The sequence below is a fragment of the Flavobacteriales bacterium genome (assembly GCA_016715895.1).
GTDB lineage: Bacteria > Bacteroidota > Bacteroidia > Flavobacteriales_F > PHOS-HE28 > PHOS-HE28.
The window spans coordinates 579,587-594,027 of the sequence record JADJXH010000004.1; the positions used below are offsets into that span (position 1 = coordinate 579,587).

General features: G+C 61.6%; 7 protein-coding genes and 1 pseudogene. 1 reads left to right on the forward strand and 7 read right to left on the reverse strand.

Features of this window, described 5'->3' with window-relative positions; genetic code table 11:
• The first annotated feature begins 6 nt into the window (after positions 1-6).
• Complete coding sequence (locus IPM49_11075) at positions 7-1,779, forward strand: T9SS type A sorting domain-containing protein (protein ID MBK9275066.1); 1,773 nt, start codon at positions 7-9, stop codon at positions 1,777-1,779.
• 123 nt (positions 1,780-1,902) lie between these two features.
• On the opposite strand, the gene lpxD is transcribed toward IPM49_11075, so the two are convergent.
• The 7 genes and pseudogenes from lpxD to IPM49_11110 form a co-directional block, all read right to left on the reverse strand.
• Entirely contained in the window at positions 1,903-2,931 is a 1,029-nt protein-coding gene (gene lpxD / locus IPM49_11080) for a UDP-3-O-(3-hydroxymyristoyl)glucosamine N-acyltransferase (protein ID MBK9275067.1), read from the reverse strand.
• 235 nt (positions 2,932-3,166) lie between these two features.
• Positions 3,167-4,390, reverse strand: a pseudogene (locus IPM49_11085) (IS256 family transposase).
• A 163-nt stretch (positions 4,391-4,553) separates the two neighbouring features.
• The gene (locus IPM49_11090; protein ID MBK9275068.1) at positions 4,554-4,805 is read right to left on the reverse strand and encodes a helix-turn-helix transcriptional regulator; all 252 of its coding nucleotides are present in this window, start codon (positions 4,803-4,805) and stop codon (positions 4,554-4,556) included.
• A gap of 369 nt (positions 4,806-5,174) precedes the next feature.
• Complete coding sequence (locus IPM49_11095; GenBank protein MBK9275069.1) at positions 5,175-8,279, reverse strand: DEAD/DEAH box helicase family protein; 3,105 nt, start codon at positions 8,277-8,279, stop codon at positions 5,175-5,177.
• 3 nt (positions 8,280-8,282) lie between these two features.
• The gene (locus IPM49_11100) at positions 8,283-9,776 is read right to left on the reverse strand and encodes an ATP-binding protein (protein ID MBK9275070.1); all 1,494 of its coding nucleotides are present in this window, start codon (positions 9,774-9,776) and stop codon (positions 8,283-8,285) included.
• Positions 9,773-12,805, reverse strand: a complete 3,033-nt coding sequence (locus tag IPM49_11105; GenBank protein ID MBK9275071.1) for a site-specific DNA-methyltransferase — start codon at positions 12,803-12,805, stop codon at positions 9,773-9,775. The genes IPM49_11100 and IPM49_11105 overlap by 4 nt, the downstream gene beginning before the upstream one ends.
• Before the next feature lie 382 nt (positions 12,806-13,187).
• Positions 13,188-14,165: an RES family NAD+ phosphorylase gene (locus tag IPM49_11110; protein MBK9275072.1), complete on the reverse strand. Its 978-nt coding sequence runs from the start codon at positions 14,163-14,165 to the stop codon at positions 13,188-13,190.
• Positions 14,166-14,441 lie beyond the last annotated feature (276 nt).

Consider the following 14,441-nt stretch of genomic DNA (forward strand, 5'->3'; position numbering starts at 1 on the left):
ATGACCATGAAGATCACCACCTACGCCCTGCTCGTCATTGCACTCTCGGCCGGAGCACCTCCTGTGTACGCTCAGGTCGATTGTTTGGGTGTACTGGGGGGCACTGCGTTGCCAGGCACGCCCTGTGATGACAACGACCCGACCACATCGGATGATATCTGGTACCCGCAGTGCAGCTGCCAAGGTGTTTGCGATCCCGTCGGCCCCGCGTGTGACGATTTTAACCCCTACACAGGGAATGATTGGATGACGACTTGCGGGTGTTTTGGCTACTGCGATACATGGCCATGTGACGACGGGAACCCCTATACCACCGGGGACCAGTATTGGCCGCAATGGTGCTTTTGTGAGGGCTATTGCACAGACCCTGTGGGTTCCCCTTGCAATGATGGAGACCCCTTGACCATTGGCGAGTTCTTGAACGGTTATTGCGAATGCGTCGGCGGCTCGAACATGATCAGCGGCCAGGTCTTCCTCGATCTGGACCTGGACGGCGTATTCAGTGCCGGGGATCAGCCCCTCCCGAACCGCACCATTCAAGTCGGGCCGGGTTACCGGTACACCGTCAGTGATCAGGCCGGGGACTTCTACATCATCGTTCCTTCTGGCAGCTATGCGCTCACGGTATACCCGGGTAGTTTTGATGTGCAAGCCCTGGCGCCGCCTGTGGTCAGTGTGATCGGGCAGGGGCTGATCAGCAACGGCCATGCGCTGGCTATGAACGCCACTTCCCTGGAGCCCGATCTGGCTATATACGGCTGCCTATCACAGCCATCCCCAGGTTTCCCCAGTACAACATACCAGTACGTCCGCAACCTTGGGACCACCCCCACGGATGGTTCCATGACTTTAACTTACGATAACCAATTGACGTACCTGGGTGCCACTGGCGCACCTAGTGTTGTCGCCAACACCGTAACCTGGGGCGTGCCGATACTACAACCTGGAGAGTACCATCTTGAAAAGGCCCATTATCAGACGCCGATCGGAACGCCCTTGGGCACTCCGCTCACCCAGGTGAGCACCGTGCTTACCAATCCTCCTGACAACGTGCCTGGCAATGATCAGAGGACGTGGAACGGGATCGTGACCGGTTCATTCGATCCGAACGACAAGCAGGTCACGCCCTCAGTGCTCACACCACAGGACGTGGACGACGGAACCCGGGTGGAGTACATGATCCGGTTCCAGAATACCGGTACGGCACCGGCGCAGAACGTGCGCATCACCGACGAGCTTCCCCAGCAGGTGAACGCCTCCACCTTCGAGTTCATCGGTAGCAGCCATCCCTGCCACATCAACTTCCAATACGGGGTGCTGGAATTCCTCTTCGACGGCATCATGCTGCCGGACAGCAATGCCAGCGAACCGGATAGTCATGGCTTCGTGCTGTTCAGCATCAAGCCCATGAGCACATTGCTGGCGGGTGATAGCGTGTGGAACCGTGCTTATATCTACTTCGACTTCAACGAACCGGTGATCACCAATGCGGCGACCTTCCGGGTGGAGACCAGCACGATGGTGCAGGAAGTTGAGGCGGGGGGCATGACCGTATGGCCCAATCCGGCGATGGACGTGCTGCAAGTGGCCGCGAACACTTCGCAACCCGTGGACCTCATCATCGTCGACCTGAGCGGCCGTGTGGTCCGGCGTATGGAGGAGGCTGCGGCCAATGGTGTACTCACCGTGCCGCTCGCGGACTTGCCGGATGGGCTCTACACCGTTCGGATATCGAGCAATGGGCGGACGAGCAACGAGCGCTTCGTGAAGATGCGATGACCGCGATAGCCGGCTCGTTGGCCGGATCTTGTTCCACCGGCATTTCAAGTCTTCGACCTGACCGGCCACGCACTGCGGTTATACGGGACGGCAGTGCTGGTTCCACCGGTTGAACTGAACGCCCTACCCGGCCGCAGCCTTCGCCGCCTTCTCCAGTTTCTCCAACCGCTCCACGATCTTCTCCAGGTTGCGGAAGTGGATGTAGCTCTTGCGGTACTTGTTCGCCTCCCACGCCGGTGAACCCATGTAGGCCTCGCCCGCCTTGGTGTCCTTGCTGATGCCGCTCTGCGCCGCGATGATGGTGCCATCGGCGATCTTCAGGTGACCGATGATGCCCACCTGCCCGCTGAACATGCAGTTCTTCCCGATCTTGGTGGAACCGGCCACCACGCCGCCGGCCGCGTAATAGGTGTTCTCGCCCACCTCCACGTTGTGCGCGATGTGGATGAGGTTGTCGAACTTGACGCCCTTGCGAAGGATGGTGCTGCCCAGCGTGGCGCGGTCGATGGCGCAGTTGGCGCCGATCTCCACATCGTCCTCGATCACCACGTTGCCGATCTGCGGGATCTTCTCCGCCGCGTTGGGGCCGGTGGCGAAGCGGAAGCCGTCGCTGCCGATCACCGTGCCGCTGTGGATGATGCAGTTGGCCCCCACCACGCAGTCGGAATAGATGGTCACGTTGGCGAAGACGGTGGTGTTGTCCCCGATGGTGACGTTGTCGCCGATGTAGGCCTGCGGATAGATCTTCACGTTGTGGCCGAGCCGGGCGTTGGCGCCGATGTAGGCCAGCGCGCCGATGTAGCAGTTGTCACCGTGGGTGGCCCCGGGCTCGATCACGGCCTGCGGGGAAATGCCCTTCTTGTCGAGCTTGATCGTGTTGTACATGGCCAGCACCTTGGCGAAGGCCGCCTGTGCATCGGCCACGCGCACCAGGGTGGTCTTCACCGGAGCGGTGAGCGCGAAGGCCTGCCCGATGATCACCACGCTGGCGGTGGTGCCGTACACGTACTGCGTATAGGCCGGGTTGGCCAGGAAGCTCAGTGAGCCCGGTCCGCCCTCCTCGATCTTCGAGAGGCGGCTGACGGTGGCGTTGGGGTCGCCTTCCACGGTGCCGTGAAGGAGCTGGGCGATCTGTGCGGCGGTGAACTGCATGGCGGGATGTGTGGTGCCAAGGTAGGAGGGAGTGGCGAGTGGCCTCCCACAGGACCTGCACACCGAGTGGGGAGTGGCGAGTTCGGCCTTCGGCCTGCGAGTGGCGAGTGGAACGCCCCTTGGCGAAGGGTCTGTTAGATAAAGTGTGTCATCATCGTTATTGCTGATGATGTTGATGTTGTTGGGTTTTGAACGAGGGGGTCCGGGGGAGACTCAGAACCTGTTGATCGGTGTTGATCGCCTGTGGATCGAAGCGTGGGCCGAAGAGCAGGCGTAGCTCGGCGGCTATCTCCTCCAAGCGAAGATGGGCTTGGCGGCCATTTTCTCCACGATGCGCTGCTGGGCCAGATAGAGCAGCTTGAGCAGGGCCATGTCGTTGTCGAAGACGCGCTTGGTCTTGGTGTACTTGCGCAGCTGAGCGTGGAAGCCCTCGATGGGATTGGTGGTGTAGATGAGCCGCCGGATGCGCTCGCTGTAGCGGTACTGGCTGGCCAGCAGCGGCCAGTTGGTGTGCCAGGAGCTCACCGCCTGCGGGTAGCGTTCCCCCCATTTGTCGCTGAAGACCTCCAGGGCATGCAGCGCTTGCTGCTCACCAGGGGCCCGGTAGATGGCCCGCATGTCCTTGACCACCTCCTTGTAGTGCTTGTAGCTGATGTACTTCAGGGTATTGCGCACCTGGTGCACGATGCAGAGCTGGATATCGCTCTGTGGGTACACCAAGGAGATCGCGTCGGAGAAGCCGCTCAGGTTGTCGATGCATGCGATCAGCATGTCCTCCACGCCGCGTTGGCGCAGGTCGCCCAGCACGCCCAGCCAGAACTTGGCCCCTTCGCTCTGCCCCACGTACAGGCCCAGCAGGTCCTTGTGGCCATCGGGGCCAACGCCCAAGGCGGTGTATACGGCCTTGTTCACCACGCGCCCTTCCTGCTTCACCTTGAAGTGGATGGCATCGAGCCACACGATCGCGTAGCGCGCCTCCCAAGGGCCGCTGCCGCCAGGTCTGTACATCGGCGATCACCTGGTCGGTCACCGCGCTGATCGTGGCCTCGCTCACCTCGATGCCGTACAGGTCCCGCACATGGTCGCTTATGTCGCGCTGGCTCATCCCAAGCCCGTAGAGCTTGATGATCTTCATGTCCAGCTCGGCGTTCAGCACGCGCTCGCGCTTGGGCAGCAGCACCGGGTCAAAGGTTCCCTCACGGTCGCGCGGCGTGGCGATCTCCACCTCTCCGTGGGCGGTCTTCACCCGCTTGCGCCCATGTCCGTTGCGCCGGTTACCTCCAGGCGGCTCCTCGGCCAGGTGAGCGCTCAGCTCGCCCCGTAGCGAGGCCTCCATCAGTCGCTTCACCAGCGGGGTCAGCACCCCATCGCTGCCGCTCAAGGGCTTGCCCAGTAGCAATTGCTTCATGGCCTCCTTCTCGAAGGCTTCGTAATCGAACTTGTCCGTCTTGTCCTCCATGGGTCAGGTGTTGAAGTTCGCAATCCGGCCTGACACACTTTACTGAACAGTCTCCCGGAAGGCCCCCGCCCCCGGCATCCCGTGCCCCGGCCCCGCCGGGGCACACCCGGTGGCCCAGGGCCCGGGCCCGTGCACCCGCCGGCCCGCCGCACCCGCCCGGCCTTCAGCCCAGCAGGCCGGCCTGCCGCAGCTCCTCCTCCCGCACCCGCCGCAGCGTGTCGAACAGCCCCAGCGGCACCTCCAGGTACAGCGCGATGCGTTCCATCTCCCAGAAGTACGGCTTGTTCACCCCGTTCTCCAGCTTGCTCAAGCGGCTCTGCTCCATGTCCAGCGCCCGCCAAAGCTGCGTTTGGTTCCAGCCCTTGCACTCGCGCAACAGCCGGATGCGCCCGCCCAATGTGTTGCCCAGTTCCATGCGCCACGGCCCCGGAATGGGATCGGCGGCCGCATTTCAAAGATGGGCGCTGTCGGAAGGCGTTGACAGGCCCGGGCCCTTCCGGTTTCCACCGGCGATCGTGCACAGGCCGCGGAGCGGAGGGGTTCAGGGGCCGCAGGCCTTGGTTTGAACGCCTCTTGGCTGCGCCACCTGGAAGACTTGAACCCTTGTGACCGGACCCTTGATGCTTGTGCCTTGATCCTTGAGGCTTGAAGCTTGAGCCTTGAAGCTTGTACCGGCCGCCGGAGGCGGAGGGGCTTTCAGGTATTCAGGCCCCAGGCCTCTTGGCTGCGCCGCCTTGTCCTTTCTGACCTGGGCCAATGAGGACATGTATCTCGGACTGCTGGATCAGTTGCGATCCTCAGAGAACACGCCATTCAAGATCTGCAACACAGCCTGCACGCTCATCGCCATGCGGTAGGTCCAATGGCCATAACCGCCATTGGCGTTCACCGCATTGCACCACCGCTCAGCTGCGGCCTTCTTGATGTCCTTCAGGTCATCGTGACCCTTGGTCTCGATGATCAGATAGCGCTCCTCTTCGATGTCGAGCCGGATGATGAAGTCGGGCACATACTCGTGCTGCTCGCCGTTGTGGATGTAAGGAATACCGAATCCGAGGCCGGCATTCTTCACCCAGCTCCGAACGACTTGATGCGTATCGATGAAGTAGCCCGCGTTCTGTTCCCAGCGCTTGGTATCCGCCACGAGGTAGTTCACATGGCTTTTCACGGTCTCGCGCACGTCTCGGGCGGTCCAATAGTCCACGTCGGCGGTGGAACCGGGACCGCGAGAATCCTTCAGCAGCGGGAGTTCGGGTGCATCACCGGCCTGTTCATCGCCGTTGAGGTGTTGGTGCAGCACTTCCACCATCCAGCCGTAGTAGGGAGAAAGGAACAAGTCCAGGACACTGGCAGGGGCGACGATCCGCACCTTGTTCTCGATGTACCACAGCACCTCCTTCACCAACTGTGGGAAGAGTTTGTGCGCAGGTAGGTCGGTGTGGCCTTGACCGGCGTAGAGCTTCGTGATCTGTGCGGCCACATCGAAGGCCAGCTCCTGGACGCGCTTGTTGCCGCGGAAAGGGTTCAACGAGATGTCCTTCAACGCGCCTGGGCCGGAGAGGCTCGGTCTTCCACTGTTCGAGGGGATCAGTGCCTTGGCTTGCACCTCGGGAGGGATCTCGCCTGGCCGCAGGACCAGTTGCGGCACGCGGTCCCTATCCAGCACGATGCGGTTGCGGATCTGTTGGATGTAGCCCTCCACCCGCGGGAACGTGATCTTCAGGTGTGCCCGTTCGGGGAGCGCCCGCACATGCTTCTTCTTGGGCTGGGGCTTATCCGATGAACCACCTGTGGCCTTGAACGGCACCACTTGGAAAGGCACACCGAAGATGGTGGCCACCTCTTCGCTCAGGAATCCGTTCTCGTCCACGGCATAGCTCGCGCGCCGCAGCCCACGGCCCACTACTTGCTCGCAGAGCAACTGCGACTGGAAGGGTCGCAGCCCCACGATGTGCGTCACCGTGTTGCAGTCCCAGCCTTCGGTGAGCATGCCCACGCTGACGATGCAGCGCACATCGCGACCGGGCGGATGCAACGGACGGTCCAGCTTGTTCGCGAGCTCCACGAAGCCTTCCGGATAGATGGCCCTGCCCTGTCCGTCCCGCGGCCAATCCACCTTGCCGACCGTGTCAAGGGTGAAGCGCATCCAGCGCTTCTCGTCGCTGTCGCTGTTGTCACTGTCCGTATCGCGCACCACCTTGCTATGGACCACGATGGTGTACTTCGCATCGGCGGTGTTGCGGAATGCATCCAGCTTCGACGAGGGGATCCCTGCCGGGTTCACGCCTTCGCCCAGCCAGGCGCCCACCACATCGGCCAGCTTTGTGTTCTTGCAGACCAAGATGAAGACCGGCGGGCGCAGCTCCTGTGGATCGGCCTGCCATTCCCGCCATTTCTGCTCCCATAGGCCGCCCAGCATGGCGATGGGCGTGTTGGCCCATTTCAGGATGGCCTCCGGTTTGGGATTGGCCCGCTTGCCGCCACGTTCCGTGGCTGACAAGCGACCGGGCGTCAAGATCCAGTCCCAGATGTTGAAGTAGCCGGGCACTTCAGCACCCGTGCTGTCGCGCACGGCGAGCTGTGGGATCTTCACTAAGCCGCTCTCGATCGCATCAATGAGGCCGAAGTCACTGACCACCCACGGGAAGGGGCGGTTGGCATCCTGACCCACACGGTTCAGGTAGTAGGGCGTGGCGCTCAGGTCCACACAGAAATTGATGCCGCGTTGCTTGGCGATGCGGTCCAGGCCGGAAACCCAGGTAGTCGCCTCTTTCTTGCTCTCCTCCCATTCCTCATCCTCCTCGTCGTCGTCATCGAACAAACCGTCCAGCGGCTCTTCCTGCCGGATGCGATAGGCGTGGTGGGCCTCGTCATTGAAGACCAGGATGTTCTGCTTGCCACCCACGCCGCGCAGCACGCGGTTCACCAAGGCGGTGTCGCTCTCCACGTATTTGGTGGAACGGACGCGCAGGGTGCCATCCGTTTCGGGGTCGCCTTCCACCACTTCGAGCAGCCCGTTGCTGATCTGCTGGAACAGGGTCTCACGGGTAAGCCAGCGAGTGCCGCGCTTGGTGTCGTTCTTCTCGCCGATCTTGATTGTTTCGCGTGTCTCCACCTCCACGCCGGCCTTCACCACGCGGCCGCCATCGCCATGCGTTTCCGGTGTGCGGGGCTCGAAGACGTGCCAGTTGGTGTAGATCACCTTGCCCTGGTTGAGAATGGGCATCAGGTGGGCAGGCACCAGGTCGCGCGTTCGATACAGGCTGCTTTCGCCCAACGCAGGATCCAGCTCGCGCAGCCGGTCGCGGATGGTGACGTTGGGACACACCACCAGCACCACATCACTGAAGCGTGCATCGCCCCGGTCGTTCACCTTGTTCAGGATGCTCCATGCGGCCAGCATGCCCATCACCGTGGTCTTGCCGCTGCCAGTAGCCATCTTGCAGCAATAGCGCGTGAAGCCGCTGTAGCCGTTGGCCACTTCCTCCGGGCCGGGCTCATCGCGCGGCACCTCGATGCCTTGGCGGAAGTCCGCGCGGGCCTCCAACAGGAAGATGACGGTCTCGGCCGCTTCCAGCTGCGCGAAGAAGAGGTTCTGCTTGCGGCCTTCGCGGCGCCAGTGTTTCAACAGGTCGTAGGTGGTGCGCGTAACGCCCGGCCAGCCCTGTTCGCGCCAGGCCTTCATGCGCTCGCGGATCAGGTTCACCCGCTTCAGTTCGATGAGCACACCGCCCTCGTGCTGGCTCTTGCCGGGTGGGCGGTACCAGTAAGTGGCCGGGCGCCTCCCGGGCCGTCGCTCCGCAGGCTGACCCTCCAGGATCCACCAATGCTCCTGCGGCTCGTCGTAAGGCCGGTTCAGGATGGGGCTGGCTACCTCGAAGTTGGTCATCGTTCAACGCAGCAACAAGAGGGTGGACAACGGGATGGATATGATTCGGGGATCATCCGATGCCGGGGCATCCTCCAGGGTCACCATCACGCCGAACGGCGCATTGTACACGCTCTTCTCCATGAAGGCCCGAAGACCCTTGGAGTCGGCGTGATCGATGCGATGCCGGTACTTCACTTCCACCGGGATACGCTGCTCGCCGATGGTGAGCACGAAATCCACTTCGGGTTCGACACCGCGTTCGGGGAAGTGCCGGACCGAAAGCCCGTACATGCTGGAGAAGAAATAGCCCGCCACGCTCTCCGCGATGCGTCCGGCAAGGTCGTGCAGGTGCGGACTGGCGCGAAGGCCTTCCGGAGTGAGCGGGATGGATTCGTTGAGCCAGGCAGCGCGCAGTCCGTGGTCGCAAAGGCAAAGCTTGCTCCCCCCACGACGCTTCTTCAGGCGCAGGTCCAAGGGTTCCACCAGCCGCAACAGCAGGGTGCCATCGAGGAATTTCAGATAGTTGAGCACCCGGATCCAGCCGATGGAGCTGTTCATGCTGGCATGGATCTCCTGCAGGTAGGTGCTCTGCTTGGGCGCCTGCCCTACATACACACAAGCCAGGCGGAACACTTCCGCCAGGAGGTGCTCATCGCGCTTCTGGCCTCTCGGCCCCAAGCGCAGGTCGTGCTGGATGGCCCTGCGAACCACGGTCTCTGTGAGGTGCTCGGCCACGCTGTCCCACGGCTCATCCGGATCCAGATGGGCGAAGGGGTAGGCACCCCGTTCGCTGAAGGTGGTAAAGACCTTGTCGCGCAATGCTTTCTGCCGCTCCCCGAGCGAATGCAGGTCCTGCCAAAAGGCCTTTTCCTTCAGCTGGCCGAAGCCGTTCTCCGGAAGCGCAGCTTGTAGTTCGCCCAAGCCGCGCAGGGTTCCGATCTCGCGCAGCAGCAAGGGCCCCATTTCGATCATCCGTATCCGGCCCGCGAGGCTGTCCCGGCCAGCTTCGATGCGGAGGGCTGAACTGCCGGTGACCACCGCCCGCACCTTGCCGATGTCGAGCAGGTGCTTCAGCTGCGGCGCCCAGTCGCCCAGGTTCTGTAGCTCGTCGAGGAAGAGCACGAAGGGCTTCTCCTCCACGGCGGCCTGGTTCATGGTGGTGCCTGCGATGGTGCGTGAGAACCAATGCACCAGGGCGATCAGCGGCATGTCAAACTGCGACAGTGCAGGCAATTCGTCGAACTGCAGGCGCAGGATCCGCGAGGGCTCCACACCGCTCTTTAGCTCGGCGTCGATCAGTTGGTTGAGCAAGGTGCTCTTGCCGATCTGGCGCGGACCGCGCAACACCACGCTGGGCACCACGCCACTGCGCAGGTGCCGTTGGATGCTGTTGAACGCCCAGCGCTTCACGGGGCGCAGGCCGGCAATGCCTTCCCCCCGCCACCACGGGTTCTGGTCGCGAATGGCGATCTCCAGGTCGATGGGCAGGGTGATATCAGGGCCGTGCATGCTCATCGCTTCGCTTCAAGTTCCTTCACCACCAACAATTCATTCCCTCTGGGGTCGATCACCTTCACGGCCACCTGCTTGTGCTCGCCGGCGGGGAACGGCGCGCTGAGGGTGCCGGCCAGGTGGTCCCACACGGTATCGGCGAAGTCGGCGCGCAGGGCCCGCTTCAGGTTATCCCACGCGCCGGTCTTGGGGAAGAAGGCCTGCCGCACGCGGAACACCAGCCCGTTATAGTCCGTGTCCAGCAGCCAGCAGGGCACCTCGCTGCCGTTGATGTGGGCGTTCTCCATGGTCACGGGATCGAAGGTGTCCAGGCCGGAAAGCTCCACCTCGAAGAGCAGCTCCTCGTGCACCTCGCCCTTCTTGGGCTTCACGGGGCGCACCTCGGCATCGGGCAGGCCGCAGAGGCTGAAGACCTGGCTGCTGCGCATGTTCTTCAGCAGGTCGCCCATCTGCAGGTCCATGGTGGCCTGGTGCCAGGTGGCGGGGATGCCCACCTGACCGGCCTTTTCGATGAACTCACGCGCCTTGGGGTCGATGCCGAAGCCGATGACGAATAGCTGGCTGTAGTTCTTCAGCTCGGCCTCGCGCCAAGCCTCGCGCACCAACCGCTCGCTGAGCGGACCGTTCTCGGGGCCGAAGAGGATGGCCACGGGCTTGTCCTCCCCGTTGGGGATGATGGCCTCGGCGCTCAGCGCCATGGTCTTGGCCGGCTCGCGCACGTTCTTCAGCGATACCTTCTTGTTGCCCGGCAGGCTCAGCACCGGTGCGCGGCGCAGCACCTCGATCATGCGCTGTACATAGGTCTGGTGCTGCGCGCTCTGGATGCCCGGTGTCTCCGGATCCTCATCCAAGGCCTCGGCTGTGGGGATGGTGGCCTCCACCGTGAAGGGACCCGTTACGCGCGTGAGGCCGCTGACCTTCTCGGGGCGGTCAACCAGCACTTCCTCCTTCGGCGGCTCGTTGTTGGCGATGCTCTTCAACGTGATGTGCGGCACGATTCCGCCCACCTCTTCGCCCTTTTTGTTCTGCTTGCGCTTGTACACGAAGCCCCCGGCCGGCCCGCGCTGGGCATCCATCAGCTCGTAGAAATCGAAGGTGGCCGTGAGCAAGCGTTGCCGCGCCAAGGCCAGGGGCACCCGGCTGGTATCGATGGTGATCCAGCGCCTTCCCCATTGCTCGGCCACAAAGGCAGTTGAGCCACTTCCGCAGGTGGGGTCGAGGACGAGGTCGCCAGGGTCAGTGGCTAGCTGAACACAACGGCTGATGACCTTGTAACTTGTTTGAACCACATAGATGGGATCGGGGTCCCCGTGAATGTCGTCCCATACATTCGAGAGGGACACAAATGGCCAATCATCCCAAAATACTAATCCGCCCAACGACTGACCTCCGCCATCGAATAACCTGTTCGCTTTGGCGAGTCTCCCCATACCAACTTCTGGGTCAGGATCAAATGTCCAGTGACGGTTCTTGCCGCAAGAGAATTTCTTTCCGTTGAACTCATAGTCCCGACTTCTTTCATTCTCATCCTGACTTACCAAAGGGTAGTTAACCCGCGCCCATCTCCATCCATTGGCCAGCATATTCTCAGCCTCGCCTTCATTGAGTTGAGCGATTCTGCGCATATCCCATTCCGGCGAAATCAGCGTGTTGAATTTGGGATCGCTATCAGGGTTCCGGCGCTTCAGAAAGAGAGGTCGACTCTTAACCCTACTGCGATCACGTGCATACCAGAGGATGTAATCGTTAACGGGATCTGTCGGAGTTGTGGCACTCTTCTTCTTGAACACTATGGTGACGACGCCATTATCCATACCAAACACCTCATCCATCACTTCCCTCACATGGTGCAGGTTTTCATCACTGATCTGCACGAAGATGGAACCGGTGGGGCTGAGCAGGTCGCGGGCCACCTTGAGGCGGTCGCGCAGGTAAGTGAGGTAGCTGTGCAGGCCCAGTTCCCAGGTATCGCGGTAGGCCTGCACCATTTCGGGTTCGCGCGTCAGGCTCTCGTCCTCGTTGTGCTTCACATCGCGCTTGCGCACAAAGGGCTGGAAGTTGCTGCCGAACTTCACCCCGTAGGGCGGGTCCATGTAGATCATCTGCACCTGGCCGGCGAGGTGCTCGTACTGGAGCAGGCTGTTCATCACCACCAGGCTGTCGCCCAGGATCATGCGGTTGGTCCAGTTCTCGGCATGCTCGTAGGCATGCACGGCCTGGTCGGCCAGGCTGCGTTCCTCCACGCCGAAGAGCTGGTCGAAGAGGTCGGTCTGCTGGTCCTTGCGGTGGCCTTTCAGCGTTTTGATGATGGCCTCGGTGCTGAGGCGCTCGTGTACGAAGAGGGGCACGGTGGGCACGCTGAGGCGGGGCTTCTCGGCCTTGCCGGTCCACTCCAGAAAGGGCTGCTGCATGCGGCGCAGCTGGTCCACGGCATCGCGCAGGCCGCGCACCTCGGCCAGCACGCTGCCATCGGCGCCCCGGTATTGCTGGGGATGGGGGAACTGGTGGGGCGGCTCCAAGGCGGCGGCCTCATCAATGCGGGCCATGAGCCATTCGGCCAGTGGGCGGGCGGGGTTCTCGTCCCACTGCAGGGTGGGGGCCAGGCTGCTGTCGTAGCGGTAGGTGGCGGCCTCCTTGCGCTTCTTGAAGTGGGCCTGCACGCCGATCTCAGGCCGCACCAGGTTGCTGCTCTCGGGGTGCTGGTACTTGCTGGTGCCGCTGCTGGACTTGGCGCGGGCGCTCTTGGTCTTTGCTTTCGCAGGTTCCGGCTCGGGGGCGCTGAGGGCGAAATCGGCCTCGGGTTCGGCGGCCGTGCTTTCGCCGTTGCTTCCGGCGGTACGGGCCAAACTTCCGCCCCGTCCGCGGCCGGCCACGGCCACCCCTTTGGCAATGAGCCCGGTCTTGGCCTGCTCGTATCGGGCATCGTCCCAGCCAAGGGTCTGGCGGGCCTTGCCGTTGCCGATGGTGGAGCCGTCGGTGGGGAGGAGTGCGAGGAGGGCTTGTTCGTCGGGTTGCAGATTCGGTTCGGCCATGACGGGGTGAAAATAGGGGTACTGCTTGTCAAAACTTGTCGGCGTGTAGCACCCCGCTGCCGCGGAAATGCGATCCGTTCCATAGCCGTGGATCGCACTACGCGGCATCGTGCTAGTACCATATCCCCACCTAGCCCGCCATCCCTACCATCAGCCCTACGCACAAGGCCAATTGCTACCAAGGCTGAGGGTCTCCAGATCTTCGGATGGGAGGAAGAAGTTGAGCAGGCCGGTGAGGTAGCGTTGCAAGGTGCCCATTGCCTATTGGCCTCCAGGCCTATGGATGGTGGTAGTCGGGGCGATCTAGCCCCTACCATTGGCGAGCTAGCTTGGAGGCATGGCCTAGCTTCGGTAGTCCGGTTGAGCCAGGCAGATGCCTCTCCTATTTTGGCTTGAGGCCTACCGGCCCCAACTGAGCCCCGTAGCGGACAGTCCTCAGAACTACTCGATTGATGGACTTCACTTCAACCAAACCCTGCGCGACTGGCTTACCGAAAAGGGCGATGTTGGGGACTATTTTAGCGCGTTCATTCTCATGCATCTGTGGTATAAGTCGATGGGAGATTCCGTACACGGTTTCAAACGGAATGGCTCCAGTGCGCAATATGCTGAAATACGATGGGAATGCTAAGCCATCAAAGCCAGCGCCTTTGGCAGCCCTGGCGATCCATCGGGTAACGGGATAGGAATGTTCACCGGCGAGGAAGAGCATATGGATCGCGAGGTCGAGACTTTCAAATTCTGATACATTCTCCTCTATCAGGAGTGTCGTTAGATCCAGAAGGTGTAATGTCCGCGACGGTTGGAGAGACGCAACGAATAACTCATCCTCAGCTGCCACTCGACATTCATGTAGGCATAGCTCCATATCCTTGGACGCATACAGCACCGGATGTCCTTTAGAATCAAGTCGACCCGTACCATTATACTCTCTTGGCGCGCTGTCGTACTCAGCCGGATCATCCGGCGTTGGAACATTCTTTCGAACTCGGAACACCATTTCCGATGTGGTTAGGTCAACCCTTGGGTATTCCTTGACAACTCGTTGAACGATTCGCGCTCTCTCTCGCAACCGTTGAAGCGCTTTGAGAGGCTCTATCTCACCGAACATCCAGTAGCGCGGGCCATAGTGGAACAGGCCGATCCCAAGTGTCCTTTCCAGTAGTCGGATGTCCGCATCAAGCCATAGAGGTCCCTTGACAGATGGTTCATGCCTATCATTAAATTGAATTGCTGGATACCCGCCGTACCGAGTGCGCTGTATTGAGCCTCTAACAAAGAAGCGATGTACCAAGGCGATTCCGAGGTCCTGAGTCAGCTTCTTTCCTTTGAATGAGGCACATTGGGGGCAGGCGCGCATGTCAGTTAGACCGATCGCTTGCGCGTCAAGCTTGAGGCCGTGGTCACCGAAACACTCTGAACAGAGAACGACTTGGTTCATAATGCAAAGAGAATATTCCTGTTGTCGATCGACTGCCTTCTGCTCCTTCTGCTGCTTGTGACAGCCAGCGGCGGTGGGCGTGTGCGTCCCGCGTGGCGCCATCCATAGGGCGCTCTCGCCCGTGAGCTCTCCAGGAGCCAAGTCAGGGTTCTTGCTCAGGCGGACCGGAGGCCCCATGGGCACCAATACTCGGAA

Excerpts from the sequence above, each read along its gene's own strand:
- IPM49_11075 (MBK9275066.1), top strand. The coding sequence starts at position 7 with ATGAAGATCACCACCTACGCCCTGCTCGTCATTGCACTCTCGGCCGGA.
- lpxD (MBK9275067.1), bottom strand. The coding sequence starts at position 2,931 with ATGCAGTTCACCGCCGCACAGATCGCCCAGCTCCTTCACGGCACCGTG.
- IPM49_11090 (MBK9275068.1), bottom strand. The coding sequence starts at position 4,805 with ATGGAACTGGGCAACACATTGGGCGGGCGCATCCGGCTGTTGCGCGAG.
- IPM49_11095 (MBK9275069.1), bottom strand. The coding sequence starts at position 8,279 with ATGACCAACTTCGAGGTAGCCAGCCCCATCCTGAACCGGCCTTACGAC.
- IPM49_11100 (MBK9275070.1), bottom strand. The coding sequence starts at position 9,776 with ATGAGCATGCACGGCCCTGATATCACCCTGCCCATCGACCTGGAGATC.
- IPM49_11105 (MBK9275071.1), bottom strand. The coding sequence starts at position 12,805 with ATGGCCGAACCGAATCTGCAACCCGACGAACAAGCCCTCCTCGCACTC.
- IPM49_11110 (MBK9275072.1), bottom strand. The coding sequence starts at position 14,165 with ATGCGCGCCTGCCCCCAATGTGCCTCATTCAAAGGAAAGAAGCTGACT.